Origin of the sequence: Blattabacterium sp. (Blattella germanica) str. Bge (assembly GCF_000022605.2) — a bacterium.
In the GTDB taxonomy this organism is placed as follows: Bacteria; Bacteroidota; Bacteroidia; order Flavobacteriales; family Blattabacteriaceae; genus Blattabacterium.
The window spans coordinates 571,332-592,685 of sequence record NC_013454.1 but is presented as its reverse complement, the minus strand read 5'-3'; the positions used below and the strand labels follow the sequence as shown (position 1 = coordinate 592,685).

Sequence of the window (21,354 nt, the reverse complement as noted above, 5' to 3'; positions counted from 1 at the left end):
ACATTATCAAAAATAAACGAATTTTAGTTTAAATTTACTTGTAAATAAAATTATTTTCAATGAATTTACATGAATACCAAGGTAGAGAAATATTGAATTCTTTTTCAATTCAAGTTCCATATGGAATACTTGCTTCTTCTCCAGAAGAATCTGTAGAAGCAGCAAAAATTATTTTTAAAAGAACTGGAAAAAAATCTTTGGTAATTAAAGCCCAAATTCACGCAGGGGGACGTGGAAAAGCTGGTGGTATTCAAATTGCAAAAACTTTAGATGAAGTTTACGAAAAATCTAAAAATATCTTAGGAAAATTTCTAATAACTCCACAAACTTCTAAAAAAGGAAAATTAGTTAGAAAAATTTTATTGTCTGAAGATATCTATTCTAACGAATTAAATTCACCTATAGAATATTATTTATCTATATTGCTTAATCGTGATATAGAAAAAGATATAATTCTTTATTCCAAGGAAGGAGGAGTTGAAATCGAAAATCTTTCCAAAAAAAATCCAAATAAAATCTATACAGAAGAAATAGATCCAATATTAGGATTGCAATTATTTCAAACCAGAAAAATTGCTTTTAATCTAGGAATGGACAGTGATACTTTAAAAAATTTTAGTTCTTTTTTAATTTCTCTTTATAAAGCTTATAAAGCTTATGATGCTTTACTATTGGAAATAAATCCTTTGATCAAAACATTTGACAACAAAATTATTCCTGTAGATATAAAAATTGTATTAGATGATAATGCTTTGTTTCGTCATAAAAAATATGCCATTAATAATGACTCAAAAGATATTGATTTTCTTGAAAAAGAAGCGAATGAAGCTCATTTGAATTTTTTAAAATTGGAAGGAAATGTAGGATGTATGGTGAATGGAGCGGGGTTAGCTATGGCTACAATGGATATGATCAAATTTTGTGGAGGAGAACCGGCTAATTTTTTAGATATAGGAGGTTCTGCGGATAAAAAACGTGTAGAAAAGGCTTTTTCTCTTATATTAAGAGACAAATCTGTTAAAACAATATTGATTAATATATTTGGAGGAATAGTTCGTTGTGATACTGTATCAGAAGGAATCATTAATTCATATTCTAAAATTGATCATGATATCCAAATACCAGTGGTTGTTCGTTTGCAAGGAACAAATGAGAGAATAGCAAAAAAAATGCTTCAAAATAGTTTACTTCCTATTTATTCTACAGATACATTAAAAGACGCTGCCGATAAAATTAAAGAAATTTTGCAGATAAAATAAGATGAATATTTATGAATAAAGTTTTTTCTGACAAAATTGTATTAGCGGATAAATATAAACCATTGAAATGGGATGAATTGATAGGACAAGAAAATATTTCTATCACTTTAAAAAAAGCAATACAAGAAAATCGTTTGTCTCAAGTTTTATTTTTTTTTGGACCAAAAGGAGTAGGAAAAAATACATGTGCACATATTTTAGCGAATGAATTGAATTCTTTTTCAGAATTTAAAGACATTTCTTTAAATACATTTGAAATTAATGGTTTTTTTCACAATTCCTTGAAATGCATTCATAGAATTATTGATACATCCCGCTATTCTCCTAAAAGAGGGAAGTATAATATTTTTATTATTAAGGAAATACATAAATTTTCTAAAGATGTTTTTGATTTTTTTTTGAAATTTATAGAAGAAAAACATCCGCATATATTATTTATTTTTTGCGGAACAGAAGAAAAAATAGTCCCAGAATTCATTTTATCACGTTGTCAAGTTTATGAATTCCAAAGTCTTTCTGTAAAGAAAATTTTTTTTCATTTAAAAATGATCGCGGAAAAAGAAAATATAGAAATAGAAAATGAAGCTTTATTGCTTTTGTCTAAGCATGTAGAAGGATCTCTCAGCAAGGCTATTCATTTATTTGATAGATTCATATCATGTGATGGACAAAAAATATCCAAATATTTTATAATGAATAAATTGGGTATTTTTGATGTCAAATACTATTTTGAAATAGTAGATTATCTTTTAGATGAGAATGTCAATAAGATATTGATTTTGTTAGATAAAATTTTACAGAAAAAAATTGATTCTTATAATTTAGTAGTTGGATTTACTAAACATTTCAGAAATTTATTTTTATCTAAAAATTCTGAAACAATTTCTATTTTGAAATTTAAAAAAGAAATAATACAATCTTATATTGAACAATCAAAAAAAATATCTTTCTTTTTTTTAATTCATGCTTTGAGTATTTTCCTTCGTTTGGAAAAAGAATATAGATTGAACAATCAAAATTTAAGACTGACAGTAGAAATACATTTAATCCAATTAGCACATTTTTTTTCTATTCATAAAAAAAATCATAAAAATTCTTCTATAGAAAAAAACAGTCAAGAATTTCACTTTTATAAGGAAAATGAAAAACTTCATTTTTTGCAAAAAAATTGGATTAAATTCGTACACAATTTTTCAGAAAAAATAAATCCCGTTTATTTAGATTTTTTGAAAAATGAAATACAATTTCAAATCATAAGAAATAAAATATTTTTTATGGTGCCCTGTAAATTAGATAGTCGAAATTTTTCATTAATTCAAACAAATTTTGAAAAATATTTCAAAAAAAAATTGAATAATCCACATTTAGAATTTAAAGTCATCAAAAAAAAAGAATATCCAATAGAACAGTACAATTTTTTGTATCAAAAAAATAAATTAGTAGAAACATTAATAGAACGGTTGAATTTGAAAATATCTTCTTCTATAATACAAGAAGAAAAAAACCTTTATAATTAATATAATTAACAAACTTATATATGTTAAAGTTTTTTGCAATAAATTTCTATTTATTTTTTAATAAAAATGATTTTAATTTATGATTTATCATTACTCGTCAAACAGTATAAAAAAAATTTTTTTCTCTTCTGCTTATTCAGATGAAGATATAGAAAATGATAGTTCTACTTCTTCTTACGGTTCTGGAGGAAGTGGAAGGAGTTCAGGTTATTATGGAGGAACTTCAATCAGAAGTAAAACTCCTGTTTTGGACAACTTTGGAAGAGATTTGAATGCTATAGCAATGGAAGGGAAGTTAGATCCTGTAGTCGGTAGAGATAAAGAAGTAGAACGCGTTTCTCAAATATTGAGTAGAAGAAAAAAAAATAATCCTTTACTTATAGGAGAACCTGGAGTAGGAAAATCAGCTATAGCTGAAGGATTAGCTCTTCGTATTGTACAAAAAAAAGTTTCTAGAGTATTATACAACAAAAGAGTAGTTGTCCTAGATTTAGCCAGTTTAGTTGCTGGAACTAAATATAGAGGACAATTTGAAGAAAGAATGAAGGCTATTATAAATGAATCAGAAAAAAATGCGGGATTGATTCTTTTTATAGATGAAATTCACACAATGATTGGAGCGGGAGGGACCACGGGGTCATTAGATGCGTCTAACATATTTAAACCGGCTTTAGCTAGAGGAGATATTCAATGTATTGGAGCTACCACGTTAAACGAGTATAGACAATATATAGAAAAAGATGGAGCTTTAGAACGAAGATTTCAAAAAATTATAGTCCAACCTTCTTCTGAAGAAGAAACTGTAGAAATTTTAAAAAAAATAAAAGGAAAATATGAAAGTCATCATAATGTTCTTTATACAAAAGAGGCTATAAAAGCTTGTGTAAACCTCACTGTACGATATATTGTAGATCGTCATTTACCAGATAAAGCAATTGATGCTTTAGATGAAGCAGGATCTCGCGTACATATCAAAAATATAAAAGTTCCTCAGGAAATAGTTCTTTTAGAAAAGGAATTAGAAAGTATTCGTGAAGAGAAATCAAAAGTAGTTAAAAGTCAAAAATATGAGGAAGCAGCTAGGCTTCGTGATACAGAAAAACGTATAGAAAAACAATTAATCAAAGCTCAAAAAGAGTGGGAAGAATCTTCTAAAGAAAATAAAGAAATAGTTTCTGAAGAAAATGTTGAAGAAGTGGTCTCTATGATGAGTGGGGTTCCAGTCAAAAGAATCGCTCAAGCTGAAATGAAGAAGTTAAATAAAATGATAGATATACTAAAAGAAAAAATAATAGGACAAGATGAAGCAGTAGAAAAAATAGTCAAAGCAGTACAAAGAAACAGAACTGGATTAAAAGATCCTAATTCTCCTATAGGATCTTTTATTTTTTTAGGACAAACAGGAGTTGGAAAAACTTATTTAGCAAAAATTTTTGCAAAAGAACTATTTGATTCAGAAGAATCACTGATCCGTATAGATATGAGTGAATATATGGAAAAATTCTCTGTTTCTAGATTAATAGGAGCTCCTCCAGGTTATGTTGGTTATGAAGAGGGAGGACAATTAACAGAAATTATACGTCGTAAACCTTATTCTGTTATATTGTTGGATGAAATAGAAAAAGCACATCATGAAGTTTTTAATATTTTATTGCAAATGTTAGATTACGGATGTGTAACAGATAGTATTGGAAGAAAAATAAATTTTAAAAATACCGTAATTATTTTTACGTCAAATACAGGAACACAACAATTAAAAGAATTTGGTCAAGGAATAGGATTTCATACTCAAGCCAGACAATCAAATAATTATATTAAAAATGTGCTAGAACAAGCTTTAAAGAAAACTTTTTCTCCAGAATTTTTAAATAGAATAGATGATATTATTGTTTTTAATTCTTTAACTCAAAAAGATATATCTAAAATTACTCATATAGAACTAGAAAAAATAATACTTCACGTATCTAATTTAGGATATAAAATAACTTTATTTCCTGAAGTCAAAGATTTTATTCAAAAAAAAGGATTTGATCATGAATATGGAGCTCGTCCTTTAAAAAGAGTAATAGAAAAATTTATAAAAAATCCTATATCAGAATGTATAATCAGTGAAAAATTAAAAAAAGGAGATCAAATTTTATTAAAAATGAATGAAAAAAATAATAATATAGAAGTTTCTATTCAGAATATATGAATCTTTTTACGAGAAAAACAAAAATAATTGAAACAATATTGGATTCTTTATATCCTAGTCCAACTAGCACTCTATATTATATCAACGAATATACTCTACTCATATCTGTTTTGCTTACTGCAAAAAGCAAGGAAAAAAAAGTAAATGAGATCACAAAACATTTATTTAAAAAAATACGAACTCCTAGGGATATGATTCGTTTTTCTGTTGATGAAATCAAAAATTTTATAAAAAATATAGGACTTTATAATAAAAAATCCAAAAATATTTATGATTTATCTACTATTTTGATAAATAAATATAACAATGTTATTCCTAAAAATATTTCCATATTAAAATCTTTACCTGGAGTAGGACATAAAACAGCATCTGTTTTTTTATCTCATGTATCAAATGTTCCTGTATTTCCTGTAGATACTCACATACACAGAATGATGGCTCGTTGGCAATTGAGTGACGGAAAAAATGTTAAAAAAACGGAAAAAGATGCCAAACGAATTTTCAATAAAATCAATTGGAAAAAGTTGCACCTTCAAATTATTTTTTATGCCAAAGAATATTCACCTTCTAAAAAGTGGAATGTGAATAAAGATATAATTTATCAAGAATTATTAAGAAATAATTTGTTAGAAAAATTTTCTAGAAAGGTAAATCATCGAAATCATCAGAAGATAAAGATGGAGATATAGCAGATGTTTTTTTTGAAGAACCTATCTCTTCTATTTTCCATCCTTGTATAGAATTAAAATATTTAATTATTCCTTCAGGATTGGTCCATTCTCTACCACGAATATTAATAAAAATTTTTATTTTATCTTTTGATCTTATATTCTCTAATAAATCCACTTTATCTTGAATAAATTCAATCAATATATTTTGTGGGTATGGTTCTTCAGTTGTAAGAACGATTTCTCTTTTTCTAAATCCACTATCAAATTTTTGAGTTTCAAATAGTTTTTTAACTCTTCCTATAATTTCCATGAAATTTTATGATTTATTTTTTTTACTATTGTTCTTTTTTTTGAGTGTTTCTCCAATTTGATTAGAAATATTAAATGAAGTAATCATATTATTTAACATTTCACTAGCAGATCCTGGGGAATTAGGTAATAAAATTAAATTGGTGTTACACCCTTCTCCCATAGATTGAAGTGTGTCATAATGTTGTGTCACTACAATCAAAGCTGAAGCTTCTTGTGAATTTATTCCTACATTATTTAATACTTCTACAGATTCTAATATTCCTCTAGCTATCTCTCTACGTTGATCTGCTGTTCCTTTTCCTTGTAATTTTTTACTTTCAGCTTCTGCTTTGGCTTTAGCTACAATTTTAATTCTTTCAGCTTCTGCTTGATATTCCGCTGCTACTTTTTCTCTTTCAGCTGTATTAATACGATTCATTGCTTGTTTGACTTGTTCATCTGGATCAAGATCTGTGACTAAAGCCTTAATAATGGAAAATCCATAATCTAACATGGACCCCTCTAATTCTCCTTTTACTACAAGAGCAATGTGATCTTTTCTCTCAAAAACATCATCTAAACGCATTTTTGGAACTTCTGCTCGAACAACATCAAATATATAAGAAGTAATTTGAGCATGAGAATTATCTAATTTATAAAAAGCTTCGTATACTTTTTTTTTAATTACTTTAAATTGAACTGATATTTTAACTTTTACAAAAACATTATCTTTAGTTTTAGTGTCTACTAAAAGATCTAATTGTTGAATTTTCAAAGTGAGTTTTCCGACTATATGATCTATAATGGGAATTTTAAAATTCAATCCAGCATAACGAATACTATGAAATTTTCCCATTCTTTCAATAATAAATGCTGTTTCTTGCTGAACTATAAAAAGGAAACTAGAAAAAAGAGATAAAATTAAAAGGATTAATATCCCATAAAATAGAAAACTCAAAATACTCATACTCATAAAATTTATAAAAAACCTAGTTCTAAACGTGCTTCCTCACTCATAAATTCTCTACTCCAAGGAGGATCAAATGTTAAAACTACATCTACATTTTTTATTTCTTTTAAAGACTCAACTTTATTTTTGACTTCTAAGGGCAAACTTTCTGCTACTGGACAATTTGGTGTAGTTAAAGTCATTACTATTTTAACCTCTTTTTTATTAGAAACTTGAATATCATAAATAAGACCTAGTTCATAAATATCTACCGGAATTTCCGGGTCATATATACTTTTTAATACAAAAATAATACGATCTTCTAAAGAATGATCTTCACTCATTTCTCATTTTGTTTTAATAAAGATCCAAATTGATCAAAATAACGAATAGGATAATCTAATTTTTTGATTTTAGGTAAAATATCATTAGCTTTTCCAACAATTATAATTCTACCATTTTTAATAGAAAAGAATTTTTTACATGATTGATGTATATTTTCTGGAGTAACTGATTCTATTTTTTTTAAGTAATTCTTATAAAATCCATTTGGAAGATTATTTTTTAATTCACAGATAAAAAGATCACTAATTCTGTTTGGATCTTCTAAATCAAGAATAAATTGTCCATTTATTTCTTTTTTCTTAATATTCAATTCTTCATAAGAAACTTTTTCCTTTTTTATTTTCATAATTTCTTTTAAAATATCTTGAATAGCTTTTTCTGTTACTTCATTTCTAACTTGAGTATAAACTGAAAAGTAACCAATATTTTTATCAGATTTTAAAACAGAATAAGCACCATATGTGTAAGCTTTTTTCTCTCTAAGATTTAAGAACAAACGACTTTGAGGTCCACCACCTAGTATTCCATTTGCTAATATGGAAGAAAAATATGAAGGATCATTTTTCTTAAAACATACAGGCCCACCGAAACAAATAGTAGATTGAGTGAGAGAAGGTAGATCTACTATATTTATCTCTATTTCAGAAGGAACAACATATTCTTCTTTATAAAACTCTTCAGAATATGGCTTTTTTTTCCATTTAGAAAAATAATCATTGCATAACTTTTCTGCTTCTTTTTTGGAAATATCTCCTATAAAAGAAAGATAAGAAATATTTGGAATATAATATTTTTCGTATAATTTTTTTAAATCACTAAGAGCTATATTTTTAATGGTTTCATAAGTTTCATACTCTCCATAAGGATGATCTTTCCCAAAATATAAAACGTCACGAACTCGTTGCAGAATGGCATTAGGATCTTTTTCTGAAAGATGAATATCGATTATTCTTTGTTTAATTATCTTTTCTAATTCTTTAGAGTTATCAAATCTACTATTCATTAAAATGTCACTCACTATAGAAGTGGATTTATTCAAATGTTTTTTTAAAGTGGAAACAGAAATTTCAAAAAAAGAAGTATACAAATTAACTCCTAAACAATCTATCATTTCATCCAATTCTTCTTTTGAATGATTCTTGGTTCCGGAACGAAGCATTTGACCAAAAACTTTTCTTATTCCAGCTTTATCTTTTTCCAAAAAAGGTTTACAGTCTAATTCTAACCCAATTCTAACTAAAGGAAGTTTATGATTTTCTACAACCAAAACTTTCAATCCATTTTCCATTTGAAAAAATTCAGGTTGTTCAATATTGATAGTCGTTTTTCTTTTTAAAGATTTGGGGGGAATATTACGATTAACAGTGTGAGCAAACATAATTGTTGTATGAAAAAAAATTGTTGCAATAAGAATAATTTTTTTGAAAAGTTTATTTGTTGTCTGGAACATTGTATAAACGAACTCTGTTATTTTTATTTAAATACTTGTTAGCGACTCTTTTAATATCTTCTATGGTTATTTCACTATATTTATCTATATCGGTATTAATTAAATTTGCATTGTGATAATATAAATAATAGTGAGATAAATTTGCAGCGATTCCACTCATGTAATAATTATCGGAGATAAATTTTTTTTCAAAAAAATTTATCTGTTTTTCCAATTCATATTCTGTGATTCCTTTTTCTTTTAATAAATCAATTTCTTCATCTATGATTTTTGTTAATTGATCTAAACTGATTCCAGGATTGATCAGTCCATATATAATAAAAATTCCATAATCTTCCATGGTGTCCAGAAAAGAACCTGCATAAGAAGCCATTTGTTTTAAATTAACTACATTTTTAATGATTCGTGAACTTTCTCCAGAAGATAATATATGATCTATTATTTTTAATACATAAGAATCTCTATTTGTCATTTTTGGAACTCTATATGATAGAAAAACTCCAGGAACCTTGGTGTTTTTGTCCACATATGTAGAAAATATTTCTTTTTGAATAGGTTTTTCTTCTATTTTTTTCATACTGAAATCCATCCTTCCTTGTGGAATAGTCGAAAAATAATTCTTAATTAATTTTCTTGCTTCATTCATATCAAAATCACCAGCTACAACTAATACGGCATTGTTTGGAACATAATATGTTTTATAAAATTTTTTATAATCATTTTCTGTAGCTGTATCTAAATCTTTATCGAATCCAATTATAGGATATTTATATGGATGTTTTTTAAATAATAAAGACGGAATCACTTCCGAAAGTGCTGTTATATATGGTTGATTTTCTACACGCATTTTTTTCTCTTCTTTAACCACTTCTCTTTGTATATTAATACTTTCTTCATCTACCTTTGCATGAAGCATTCTCTCAGATTCCAACCATAAAGCTAGTGGTAGACGATCAGATGGCAAAACTTCATAGTAACAAGTTTCATCATGATTCGTATAAGCGTTATTTTTTCCACCATTAGATGCTATATACTTAAAATATTCTCCTTTTTTAATATTTTTAGAACCTTCGAACATAAGATGTTCGAAAAAATGAGCAAATCCGGATTTCCCGGGTGTTTCATTTTTACTTCCTACATGATACAACACAGAAATCGAAACCAAAGGATTGGTATTATCTTGATGTAAAATAACATGTAATCCATTTGATAATTTTTCTTCTAAAAATTTTATTTTATACAATTCTTTGGATTTTAAATGATTAAACATCGTAGCTAACACTAACATTAAGAAAAAAAAATAAATCCGATACATGACATAAAACAAAGTTAAAGATTAACAAAAGAAATTTACGAATTTTTTTTCCAAAAAATGAGATTTTTTTCTTTTATTCTATTTTTGTTAAACAATAACAAACAAGAATTTGTTGACTCGTATGAATATGAAAAAAATTTTATTCTCTATTTTCATTTTATCCTTCTTTTTCTTAGGAAAAGTAAAAGCTGAAAATATAAAAGGGAACCCTGAGGTAGGCGCAGAACTTTTTAAGAAAAATTGCACGACATGTCATTCTATGGATTTAGAAAAAAAAATGGTAGGCCCCGCTTTATCTGGGGTCACCGAAAAAAGAAGTCGTGAATGGTTACATAAATGGATTATAAATAATAAATCTTTGAGAGAAAGTGGAGATAAAGATGCCATCGCCATTTATAAAGAATATGGAAACTTGGAAATGAATTTATTTCCTCAATTATCAGAAGAACAAGTAGATAATATTTTATCTTTTATTCAAAATCCAATAAAAAAAAAAGAAGAAATAGAACCTCATGAAACAAGCAATGAAAATGAAATAGAAGAAAAACAATTTTTAATTAAACTGATTGTTTTTTGTTTTAGTATTTTATCTTTAATCTTGCTTTGGATTTTATACAGAATTCAACTTCTAACTAAATTATTAAGTGAAACAAAAGATCCCATTTTTGACAAAAAAGACTTTCCAATAAATATTTTATATAAAAAAATTTTAGGAAAAAAAAAGATAAGATGGAGGATCTTATCTTGTTTTGTAGGTTTTTTATTTTTGATAGGAATATATGGGGCTTGGAATTTTTTAATGAAAATAGATGTGAACAAAGGATACAAACCTGAACAACCTATTTATTTTTCTCATAAAATTCATTCTGAGATTAACGGAATTGATTGTCAATATTGTCATTCTTCTGCAAAATATAGTAAAGTGTCGGGAATTCCTTCAGCAAATGTCTGCATGAATTGTCATATCACTATTGATGAATACAAAGGAGATTATCTAGAAAAAGGAAAAAGTAGAGATGAATACAATCAAGAAATACAAAAAATATATCATGCTGTAGGATGGAATCCGGAAACTAGAGAATATTCCAATAAAACTCATCCCATTCAATGGATTCGCATACATAATATGCCAGATTTTGTTTATTTCGATCATTCTCAACATATTATTACTGGAGAGGAAATGATAAAAAAACTTAAAAAAGTGAATTCAGTTTGTAATGCTTGTCATGGAGATGTTCAAAAAATGGATCAGGTAGAAATGTCCAGCGATTTTACTATGGAATGGTGTATTTCTTGTCATAGAAATGCAGAAATTGATATAAATAATCAATATTATAAAAAGTATTTTTCAAATGAAATAAAAAAAGAAAGAAAAACAACTGTAGACATGGTTGGAGGGACAGAATGTGCTAAATGTCATTATTGAATGAAAGCGATTAATAAAATTTTATTATGAAATTAAGAAATAAAAAAATAGTTGCAGATTATAACCCAATTAAAGATTTTTTTAAAGAAAAAACTTCTAGACGTGATTTTCTAAAATGGATAGGTTTTGGAACAGCTTCAGTCGCTTTAGCTGCTTGCAAAGGTCCAGTGATTCAATCTATTCCTTATGTAGTGAAACCAGATTCTATAACTCCAGGAATTCCAAATTATTACGCATCCACTATGATTGATTCTTTTGATATAGGAAGTGTTTTAATAAAAACGAGAGAAGGACGTCCTATAAAAATAGAACCTAATTCAACTTCAAAATACTTCAACACGACTTCGGCTAGAATTCAATCTTCTTTATTATCTCTTTATGATGAAGATAGATTGAAATATCCTTTTCTTAAGGGAAAAAAGTTCTTGGATAAAATAGATAATTATATTATTCAACATTTAGAATATATATCTCAAACAAAGAAAGACATAGTTTTTCTTTCTTCTTCTTTTCCTAGTTTTTCCACAAAAAAATTAGATTCAAGATTTTCAAAAATTTATTCTAATACTAAATGGATTACTTATGATGCAATTTCGTATTCCAAAGTATTAGATGCATCAGAAAAAATATTTGGAGTTCGTGCTTTTCCTTTTTTTGATTTAGAAAAATCAGAATTAATAGTATCATTTGATGCTGATTTATTGGGTGACTGGAGTCCAGAAAATATGGGAAAATCTTATGTTTTAAATAGGATTCCTAAGAAATCCATGATGCAACATATTCAAATAGAAAGTAATATGACACTTTCTGGGGCTAATGCAGATATTAGAATCGCAAAAAAACCTTCTGACATTAAAAAAATGTTATTTGAACTTTATAAAAAAGTCTTTTTTGGAAAAGAGCCTAAAAATCAACATATAAAAGAAATAGCACTTTTAATTGAAAAAGTAGGATCTAAAAGTGTGATTCTTGCAGATGGAGACCAAGAGTCTTATGAACTTTCTTTTTTAATTAATAAAAAAATTAATAGCAATGCATTGCAAAATAATAAATACATTTTATCAAAAGAAAGTAATGATCACAAATTGAAAAAATTTCTAAAAAATTTAGAAAAGGAAAATATTGGATGTTTATTTATTTATAATACTAATCCTATCTACAGTTTTCCATTATCTATTTTCAAAAAAATTAAAAAATTTATAAAAACAATCCCACTCACTGTATCATTTTCTATGAATAAAGATGAAACCAATGAAATGATGGATGTGTTGGCTCCTACTCCTCATTGGCTGGAATCTTGGGGAGATACTAATCCTATTACTGATATTTTTACCTTGATTCAACCTACAATTCAACAGATTTTTGATACAAGACAATTGCAAGATTCCTTGATTACTTGGGGAAAAATGAAGTATAAAAATTATTATGATTTTTTGAAAACAACTTGGGAAAAAAATATTATTCCTAAATCTAATGTTTCTTCTTTTAATGAAGCATTATTTCATGGGATAGTACACATAAAAAATAAACAATCTATTTATAAAAAAAATTTTGTAATTAATGAAAATCAAATACAAGAATATGATAAAAAATTCATTAATTCTGAAAACAATATAGAAAAACATTTTGAGTTTGAGTTAAGATTGTATGTAAAAACAAGCATGGGAGATGGTCATCAATACAATAATCCCTGGCTACAAGAATTACCAGATCCTATTACACGTACGACTTGGGACAATTATTTAACTATGTCATATTTTGATGCAAACAGAATGAAATTAAAGAACTGGAATGTAGGAGATGGATCTTTAAATGGAAATTGTGTAGACTTAATTAGAAATAATGAAATATTAATTCGAGATATTCCTATTTTTATTCAACCTGGACAAGCGGTAGGATCTGTAGGGTTAGCTTTTGGTTATGGTCAAAAAAATGGAAAATTATCCACTCTTTGTAAGGGTAAAAATGCCTACAAAATTTATGAAGATTTTCATGTTATACAAAAAAATATACAAATAAAAAAAACAGATAAGATCCATAAATTTGCTTGTGTTCAACTGCAAAATACAACAGTCGGTAGAAATCTAGTTAAAGAAACAAATTTGGATACTTTTTTAAGGTCTTCTAAAGAGGTTTGGAATGAAGAAGAAAAAATTTCGACTCACAAAGGAAAACTTTCTCCACAAGAAATTTCTATTTGGAATCAAAATAAAAATAAAGAAGAAAAGAAAAAAAGTGGACATCATTTTAATCTATCTATAGATTTAAACGCTTGTATTGGATGCGGAGCTTGTGTTATTGCATGTCATTCAGAAAATAATGTTCCTGTAGTTGGAAAAGAAGAAATTAGAAAATCTAGAGATATGCATTGGATTCGTGTAGACAGATATTATTCCACAAATGATAAGAAAATTCATGATGATCAAGAATCGTTACATAATCAGAATACAAAGGTTTCTTTTCAACCTATTATGTGTCAACATTGTGATTATGCTCCTTGTGAAACGGTATGTCCTGTAGGTGCTACAGTTCACGGAGAACAAGGGCAAAATATGATGGCTTATAATCGTTGTGTAGGAACTCGTTATTGTGCAAATAACTGTCCTTATAAAGTCAGACGTTTTAATTGGTTTAATTACGCTAATAATCAAAAATTTGATTTTAATATGAATAACACTTTAGGAAAAATGGTTTTAAATCCGGATGTAGTCGTTAGAACTAGAGGTGTTATGGAAAAATGCTCTTTATGTATACAAAAAACACAATATGCTATAGGAATAGCAAAAAAAGAAAAGAGAAAAATAAAAGATGAAGAATTTGAAACAGCCTGCAGTATTTCTTGTCCCACAAAAGCCATTACTTTTGGAGATATTAATGATAAAAATAGTCTTATTTCTAAAAAAATAGAAGATCCAAGATCTTATAAACTTCTTGATTTTATAGGAATACGACCTAACGTATTTTATCAAGTAAAAATAAAAAATGAGAAAAAATAGTAAAAATGAAATAGAAAAATTATGTCAAATCACTATGAATCTCCTATCAGAAAGCCATTAATTTTAGGAAAAAAGACCTTAAAAAATATTACTGATGACATATTAAAACCTATAGAAAATAAAGCTGGAAATTTATGGTGGACTGCTTTATTAATTTCTATTTTAGCTTTTTTATGGGGATTAGTATGTATCTTTTACACAATAGGAACAGGAATTGGAGTATGGGGCTTGAATAGGACAATTAATTGGGCTTGGGATATTACTAATTTTGTATGGTGGGTTGGAATTGGTCACGCTGGAACTTTAATTTCTGCTGTTTTGTTATTATTTCGTCAAAAATGGCGTTTATCGATCAATCGTTCAGCAGAAGCGATGACTATTTTCGCAGTCATTCAAGCTGGTTTATTTCCCATTATTCACATGGGAAGACCATGGAATGCTCATTGGGTTTTGCCCATTCCTAATCAATTTGGAAGTTTGTGGCCTAATTTTAATTCTCCTTTATTGTGGGATGTATTTGCTATTAGTACTTATTTTTCTGTTTCTACTGTTTTTTGGTTTATGGGATTAATCCCTGATTTTGCTATGATAAGAGATAGAGTATCAGATCCTTTTCAAAAAAAAATTTATAGTATTCTTAGTTTTGGTTGGGGAGGAAGATCAAAAGATTGGCAAAGATTTGAAGAAATCTCCTTAATTTTGGCCGGTTTATGTACTCCATTGGTTTTTTCTGTTCATACTATAGTTTCGTTTGATTTTTCAACTTCTGTCATTAAAGGTTGGCATAGTACCATATTCCCTCCTTATTTTGTAGCAGGAGCGATATTTTCTGGGTTTGCTATGGTACAAACTTTGCTGGGTGTAGCAAGAAAAGTTCTTTCTCTAGAAAGTTACATTACAAGAAATCATATTGAATCTATGAATAAAATTATTCTGTTAACAGGAGGAATCGTTTTATTGGCTTATATCTCAGAATTTATTCTTGCCTGGTATTCAGGAAATCCTTTTGAAAAATTCATTTATTTTTCTAAAGAAGCAGCTAAAGGTCCATTTTGGTGGGCTTTTTGGGCTTTGATTATTTGTAATGTTATTATTCCCCAATTTTTATGGATTAAATCTATACGTAGAAGTTTTTTTTGGTCTTATGTAATAGCTATAATTATAAATATTGGAATGTGGTTTGAAAGATTTGATATTATTGTTTTAAACCTAAGTCATGACTATCTTCCTTCTTCTTGGACCGGGTTTCTTCCATCATTTGTAGATGTTGGAATATTTATAGGAACTATTGGATTATTTTTTGTTCTTTATTTATTATATATACGTGCATTTCCAGTGATTTCTCAATCAGAATTAAAAACAATATTAAAAACTGAAAATAAAAAACAAGAAAATGAATAAATATGTACATGCATTATATGATAATGATTCTACACTAATGAATAGTATTAAGGTCCTTAAAAATCATGATTTTAATATACATGAAGTTTACTCTCCTTTTCCAATTCATAATTTGGACAAAATCCTAAAATTAAAAAAAACTAATTTATCTTTTTTGTCTTTTATATATGGATTTTCGGGATTTTGTATAGCAAGTATATTAACTTGGTATGCTATGATTTTGGATTGGCCTCAAAATATTGGTGGGAAACCATCTTTTTCTTGGATCAGAAATGTTCCTTCTTTCATTCCTGTAATATTTGAATTATCTATTTTTTTTTCAGCACATTTTATGTGTATTAGTTACCTTATTCAATGCAAATTGTTTCCAGGATCTGTTCATAAAAATCCAGATCCAAGAACCACTGATAATATGTTCTTAGTGGAGATTCATATTAAAAAAAATAATACTGAAAAATTAGTGAATTTATTGAAAGAAAATGGAGCTATGGAAGTTCTTATAAAAGAAAAATAAAGAAAAAATTTACTAACTATTGATTATGAAAAAATATTTTTATGGAGTTATTATCATTTTAAATGTTATGTTATTAGAATCTTGTTGGTTTGATAAAACAAAGCCAAATACAGTGTATATGCCAGATATGTATTATTCCGACGCATACGAACCCTATTCAGATCCTAATTTCAATTATAATAAGAAAATTAAAAAAATTCAGATTCCATTATTTTTAAATGGAAAAACTTCTTCTCTTTTACCAGTAAAAGGTACTATTTCAAGAAATAATTTTTATAATTCTATTTCCAATGAAATAGAAAACAAAGGATTTGATTATTGTAAACAAATAATTGCATATCCTTTTCATAAAAATATAGGAACAAAGGAAGAGATACTGAAAAAAGGAGAAAAATTATATAAAATTAATTGTTCGATATGTCATGGAGACAATGGAGATGGACAAGGTCAATTAGTTAAAAATGAAAAAATTTTAGGAATTCCTAATTATAAAGATAGAGAAATCACTATTGGAAGTGTTTATTATGTTATTACATATGGAAAAAATAATATGAATTCTTATGCTTCTCAATTGAATGAAATCGACAGATGGAAAATAGCAGCATACGTTATGTATCTAAAAAATAAATAAACATGTATAAATTTTCTAAAATCAATAGAAAAATTATTATTCTTATAATGATTATAGGTTTTATTTTAATTTTTTTGGACAAAACTTTTTTCGAAAAAAAGAATAAAAATTTTTTGAATTCCAACATAGAAAAAATAAAATATGAAGAAAAAAAAAATAATCCTTGGACAGGTCTATATATTTCTATTTTTTATTTTACTTCTATCTCTTTAGGTTCTCTATTTTTTTTAGGGATCCAAAACGTATCCAAATCAGGATGGTCTGTAATTCTTCATCCTATCATGGAGAAAGTAGCTTCTTTTATTCCATATGGATGTTTCATGATTTTTATCATTTTATTGTTAAATACAATAAATTTTATCCATATGTTTCATTGGATGGATTCCAATTTATTTGATCCTAATTCTGTAAAATATGATAAAATTATAGCCAGCAAAAAATTGTTTTTAAATATTCCTTTTTTTTTAATAAGATCCATTATTTATGGATTCGTATGCAGTTTTTTTTATTCAAAAATTAAAAAAATATCTTATTCATTAGATAAAACACATTCTTTGAATGATTATAAAAAATTGAATTTTATATCTGTTATTTTTATTATATTTTTTTCTATTATTTCTATATTTATGGCATGGGACTGGATTATGTCTTTAAATCCACATTGGTTTAGCACTTTATTTAGCTGGTATGTTTTGAGCAGTTATATCGTAACAGGAATAGGAACTGTTACAATAATAGCCATTTATCTAAATCAAAAAGGATTTCTTCCTTGGTTTAAAAAAAGTCACTTACACGATTTGAGTAAATATTTATTTTCTAGTAGTTTATTGTGGAGTTATCTTTGGTTTTCACAATTTTTACTTTATTGGTACGGAAATGTTCCAGAAGAAATTTCCTATTTTTTAAAAAGAGAAGAAATGTATAATTCCATTCATTTTTGGATGCTCATTCCTAATTTTATAATTCCTTTCTTAGGATTAATAAGTAGTAAAAATAAAGCTAACCATAAAATTGTATTTACAGTGTCTTTAATTTTACTCATTGGACACTATATAGATATATACAATTTAATAGCTCCAGATGTAGGAATAAAGTTTGGAATATCTGAAATAGGTTCTCTATTATTGATAGGTGGTTTTTTCAGTTATATTTTGTTTTCTAATTTAGAAGAATTAAATTCCGCTTCTTCTACAGGAAATCCTTTTTTTCAGGAAAGTAAGAAATACAAATATCCTTATATGTAAACATCATAAAAATTTTTTACAAGAGTAAAAACTTCTTTTAAAGAAGGTTTTTTAGGAATCCATATTTTTTTATGCAAAAAATTTGAAATGAATTTAGCTGTGGTTTTTCCTATAGCAAAAATTTCGGTTTTTGTATTATTTTCTATTTTATTATTCAAAAAAAAAGATTGTACCCCAGAAGGACTAAAAAAAATGATTCCATGGTAATCGGATAAATTTTTTATTTTTCTAGGAATTAAAAATGTTTTATAAACTTCATATCGATTGATATTCTTTTCTTTGAAAAAATTAATATCTTGATTAAAAATATTTTTATTTCCACAAAACCAATCGTAGTATTGATTAGATTTTGTTTTTATAATTTCTTCTATTATATCTTGAACATAATCTTTTTGAAAAAAAAAACAATAAGGAAAGTGTTTCTTGAGAAAAAAAAATGTTTTTTCTCCTACCACATATATCTTTTTTCGAAAAAAACAATATTCGAAATTGTATAAAAAACCTTTAACTCCGTTATAACTAGTAAATATTAACTGATTATTTAAAATAGGTCTTTTATACAATTTCGAATATTTTATTGATAGAAAATCATAAGATTGAATAAAAAAATATTTTTTTGAAAAAATAGAAAAATCCACAGATTTCGTCATAAGAATATTAATCATTGTTTAACTCGTTTTAGTTTTGATCTTTCACAAAATTCATTATAGATTTGTTAGAACCAAAAAGAGTTAATATATCCCCTTTTTGCAAAACGGTATCACCTGTAACTAATCCAATAACTTTTCTTGTGGAATTTCCTTTGGAAGACATAGGATTTTTGAGATCTCGTATAACGGTAATTAAAGAAACAGAATATTTTTGAGTTAATTTTAAACTTTTAACAGATTTTCCACTAAAAGAAGATGGAGAAAAAACTTCTGCTATAGAGTGTTTGTTATCCACTCTAAAATAATCTAAAGCATAATTAAAAGATATTTGTTTAGTTAACCTAAAAGCTGCATCCTGTTCTGGATGGACAACATCATTGATTCCCATAGCTTCTAATATGGTATCATGTATCTTTGATAAAGATCTACTTACTATTCTAAGATTTTTATATTTTTTAAGTATAGCCGTAGTGACTATTGATGAACCTTCGTTTTCTCCAATAGCCACAATTCCTAAATCGGCTTGCTGAACAGGCAAAACTTTATAAGCTGCTTCATTATTCGCATCCATACACACGACATTTGCTATATGATCTTTTAATAAATCTACTTTCTCCATTTTATGATCTATACCAAAAACTTCGTGTCCATTATCTGTTAAATTAAGAGCTAAAGATCTTCCAAAGTTTCCTAACCCAATAATTATTATCTTCATGTTTATTTATATATATTCATCAATTGATAAGAATATTTCCTTTAGGATATCTGTAATAATAATGAGAACTAATTTTATTTTTTTTTAATAATCCAATCATTACGTTGAATACTCCTATTCTTCCTAATAACATTAAACATATTAAAACTAATTTACTTCCATTTGACAAACTAGAAGTAATTCCTAAAGATAAACCTGCTGTAGAAAAAGCAGAAAAAACTTCAAAAGAAATAGATAAAATGTTTTCTTTAGGATCCAAAAAAATAATAATTAAAATACTTATGTATATTACAATTAATGATAACATAATAATTGAAAAAGCCAATCGAATAGACTCTGAAGATATTTCTTTTCTTTGTATTTCTAATCTATTTTTTCCTCTAGATAAAGAAACAATATTCATTAAAGCTAATGCAAAAGTGCTAGTTTTAATTCCTCCACCAGTAGAAGCGGGAGATGCCCCTATCCACATTAAAAAAATTGTAAAAAAAACAGTAACTGGTGCGAAACTATTCATATTGAGTACATGAAAACCCGCCGTTCTTGATGTTGCGGATGAAAAAAATGAAGCAATCCATTTTCCATAAAAAGAAGAATGTTCTGAAAGAGAAGAATGATATTCACTAATGTAATAAAAAATAGTTCCAAAAGAAAGTAAAAAAAGAGTTGTTATTACAACAATTTGTGTATTTAAAGTAACTACATGTGCAGGAGAACGAAAGTATTCATCTTTAAAAATTCTATAAAAACATTTTTTGATAGTTAACCATATATATGTAAAAAAATTAAATAAAATATTGAAACCTATTCCTCCCAATATCAATAAACAAGCAATAATCAGTTGTAACAAATAATTAAATCTTACAGATTGCGAGTAAAGTCCTTGACTAAGAGTAGAAAATCCACTATTACAAAAAGCGGATATAGAATGAAAAATAGAGAAAAATAGAGGACTATCAGACTCTAATGTATTTTTATCCTTAATGGAAAAATAAATTAATAAAGTACCTATAAATTCTACTGTTAGAGTGAACAAGACTACTTTTACTGCTAAACTAAGAACGTTACTTGTCGTCTTTGTATTTAAAAAATTGCTAATGAAAATAGCTTCTTTAAAAGAAAAACCATCTCTAAAAAAATAACTAAAAAAAGAAGTTATAGTTAAAATCCCTAATCCTCCTAACTCAACTAAAATAAGTATAATTACTTTTCCTAAAAAAGTAAAATCTTTAGCTGTATCCAATACCACTAATCCTGTAACACATACAGCACTTGTAGAAGTAAATAAAGCATCTATAAATGATATTTGTTTTACTGTAGATGCTGGAAGCATTAATAAAAAAGATCCCAAAAAAGATAAAAAGACAAAACTTATAATAAATATAAAAGCAGGATTATGTATTTTCACGTATACTATACGCATAAAATAAGTTACACGAATCAGTATATATAAAATCAAACTAATTAATAAAGATATTTTTACATCATCTGTAATTTTTCCTGAATTGCATAGAAATATTTTTCCAAAAGAAAAAAGAAGAAAAATCAGCAATATAAAAAAAGATAGAAAAATCATAGATTTATAATTCTTTTTTAAACTTTTATCAAAAAGAAGGAAAAAATGTAAAACACTTATTGTTAGTGTTATGCTTATAATAATTTCTGCATTAAAAAAACGGAAAGTTTTCCATCCTAAAGAAACAATGATATAAAAAAATATAATTGGAGTAGCGATCTCTAAAAGATTTCGGAATTTAATTTGAATCATGGTTTTTGAGGAAATATA

At 26.6% G+C, this 21,354-nt stretch carries 18 protein-coding genes; 10 read left to right on the top strand and 8 right to left on the bottom strand.

The annotated features are described in order from the left end of the window. The first annotated feature begins 59 nt into the window (after window positions 1-59). The 4 genes from sucC to nth all read left to right on the top strand — a co-directional run bounded on the left by sucC (window position 60) and on the right by nth (window position 5,659). Window positions 60-1,259 carry an ADP-forming succinate--CoA ligase subunit beta gene (gene sucC, locus BLBBGE_RS02910; protein ID WP_012841106.1) on the top strand — a complete coding sequence of 400 codons (1,200 nt, stop codon included), beginning with the start codon at window positions 60-62 and terminating at the stop codon, window positions 1,257-1,259. Window positions 1,260-1,270: 11 nt separating this feature from the next. Beyond that, the gene (locus BLBBGE_RS02905; RefSeq protein WP_012841105.1) at window positions 1,271-2,776 is read left to right on the top strand and encodes an AAA family ATPase; all 1,506 of its coding nucleotides are present in this window, start codon (window positions 1,271-1,273) and stop codon (window positions 2,774-2,776) included. A gap of 79 nt (window positions 2,777-2,855) precedes the next feature. Continuing rightward, window positions 2,856-4,970, top strand: a complete 2,115-nt coding sequence (locus BLBBGE_RS02900; RefSeq protein WP_012841104.1) for an ATP-dependent Clp protease ATP-binding subunit — start codon at window positions 2,856-2,858, stop codon at window positions 4,968-4,970. After that, on the top strand, window positions 4,967-5,659 hold the full coding sequence (nth, locus tag BLBBGE_RS02895; protein WP_041936723.1) for an endonuclease III: 693 nt from the start codon (window positions 4,967-4,969) through the stop codon (window positions 5,657-5,659). The genes BLBBGE_RS02900 and nth overlap by 4 nt, the downstream gene beginning before the upstream one ends. Here the strand turns inward: nth and BLBBGE_RS02890 are convergent. Genes BLBBGE_RS02890 through BLBBGE_RS02870 form a run of 5 tightly spaced genes read right to left on the bottom strand, consistent with a single transcriptional unit; the run spans window position 5,610 to window position 9,964 of the window. Next, complete coding sequence (locus tag BLBBGE_RS02890) at window positions 5,610-5,951, bottom strand: DUF3127 domain-containing protein (protein ID WP_012841102.1); 342 nt, start codon at window positions 5,949-5,951, stop codon at window positions 5,610-5,612. The genes nth and BLBBGE_RS02890 overlap by 50 nt on opposite strands. A 6-nt stretch (window positions 5,952-5,957) precedes the next feature. Next, window positions 5,958-6,899, bottom strand: a complete 942-nt coding sequence (locus BLBBGE_RS02885; RefSeq protein WP_012841101.1) for an SPFH domain-containing protein — start codon at window positions 6,897-6,899, stop codon at window positions 5,958-5,960. Between the two features lie 11 nt (window positions 6,900-6,910). After that, window positions 6,911-7,225 carry an iron-sulfur cluster assembly protein gene (locus tag BLBBGE_RS02880; protein WP_012841100.1) on the bottom strand — a complete coding sequence of 105 codons (315 nt, stop codon included), beginning with the start codon at window positions 7,223-7,225 and terminating at the stop codon, window positions 6,911-6,913. Beyond that, window positions 7,222-8,676 carry a pitrilysin family protein gene (locus tag BLBBGE_RS02875; protein ID WP_012841099.1) on the bottom strand — a complete coding sequence of 485 codons (1,455 nt, stop codon included), beginning with the start codon at window positions 8,674-8,676 and terminating at the stop codon, window positions 7,222-7,224. The genes BLBBGE_RS02880 and BLBBGE_RS02875 overlap by 4 nt, the downstream gene beginning before the upstream one ends. Beyond that, the gene (locus BLBBGE_RS02870) at window positions 8,657-9,964 is read right to left on the bottom strand and encodes a pitrilysin family protein (protein ID WP_041936722.1); all 1,308 of its coding nucleotides are present in this window, start codon (window positions 9,962-9,964) and stop codon (window positions 8,657-8,659) included. Before BLBBGE_RS02870 ends, BLBBGE_RS02875 begins: the two co-directional genes overlap by 20 nt. 154 nt (window positions 9,965-10,118) lie before the next feature. On the opposite strand from BLBBGE_RS02870, the gene BLBBGE_RS02865 reads away from it, so the two are divergent. The 6 genes from BLBBGE_RS02865 to BLBBGE_RS02840 are packed head-to-tail and all read left to right on the top strand — an operon-like array spanning window position 10,119 to window position 18,203. Continuing rightward, window positions 10,119-11,417 (top strand): c-type cytochrome, encoded by a 1,299-nt coding sequence (locus tag BLBBGE_RS02865; protein ID WP_149030179.1) that lies wholly within the window; start codon window positions 10,119-10,121, stop codon window positions 11,415-11,417. A gap of 26 nt (window positions 11,418-11,443) precedes the next feature. Further along, a complete protein-coding gene (locus BLBBGE_RS02860; protein WP_012841096.1) occupies window positions 11,444-14,413 on the top strand; it encodes a 4Fe-4S dicluster domain-containing protein in 2,970 nt (989 codons plus the stop codon). A gap of 21 nt (window positions 14,414-14,434) precedes the next feature. Further along, complete coding sequence (gene nrfD / locus BLBBGE_RS02855; protein ID WP_012841095.1) at window positions 14,435-15,814, top strand: NrfD/PsrC family molybdoenzyme membrane anchor subunit; 1,380 nt, start codon at window positions 14,435-14,437, stop codon at window positions 15,812-15,814. Next, window positions 15,807-16,328, top strand: coding sequence for a DUF3341 domain-containing protein (locus tag BLBBGE_RS02850; RefSeq protein ID WP_012841094.1), 522 nt, complete (start codon window positions 15,807-15,809; stop codon window positions 16,326-16,328). Before nrfD ends, BLBBGE_RS02850 begins: the two co-directional genes overlap by 8 nt. 25 nt (window positions 16,329-16,353) lie before the next feature. Then, window positions 16,354-16,959: a cytochrome c gene (locus BLBBGE_RS02845; protein WP_012841093.1), complete on the top strand. Its 606-nt coding sequence runs from the start codon at window positions 16,354-16,356 to the stop codon at window positions 16,957-16,959. Between the two features lie 2 nt (window positions 16,960-16,961). Beyond that, on the top strand, window positions 16,962-18,203 hold the full coding sequence (locus tag BLBBGE_RS02840) for a hypothetical protein (RefSeq protein WP_012841092.1): 1,242 nt from the start codon (window positions 16,962-16,964) through the stop codon (window positions 18,201-18,203). Here BLBBGE_RS02840 and BLBBGE_RS02835 read toward each other — a convergent pair. From BLBBGE_RS02835 to BLBBGE_RS02825, 3 genes are read right to left on the bottom strand one after another with little or no spacing between them, the layout of a single operon-like run. Next, entirely contained in the window at window positions 18,194-18,853 is a 660-nt protein-coding gene (locus tag BLBBGE_RS02835; RefSeq protein ID WP_149030178.1) for a uroporphyrinogen-III synthase, read from the bottom strand. The two genes, BLBBGE_RS02840 and BLBBGE_RS02835, sit on opposite strands and share 10 nt — an antisense overlap. A 28-nt stretch (window positions 18,854-18,881) precedes the next feature. Then, the gene (locus BLBBGE_RS02830) at window positions 18,882-19,568 is read right to left on the bottom strand and encodes a TrkA family potassium uptake protein (RefSeq protein ID WP_012841090.1); all 687 of its coding nucleotides are present in this window, start codon (window positions 19,566-19,568) and stop codon (window positions 18,882-18,884) included. Window positions 19,569-19,587: 19 nt separating this feature from the next. Further along, window positions 19,588-21,336: a potassium transporter TrkG gene (locus BLBBGE_RS02825; protein ID WP_012841089.1), complete on the bottom strand. Its 1,749-nt coding sequence runs from the start codon at window positions 21,334-21,336 to the stop codon at window positions 19,588-19,590. Window positions 21,337-21,354 lie beyond the last annotated feature (18 nt).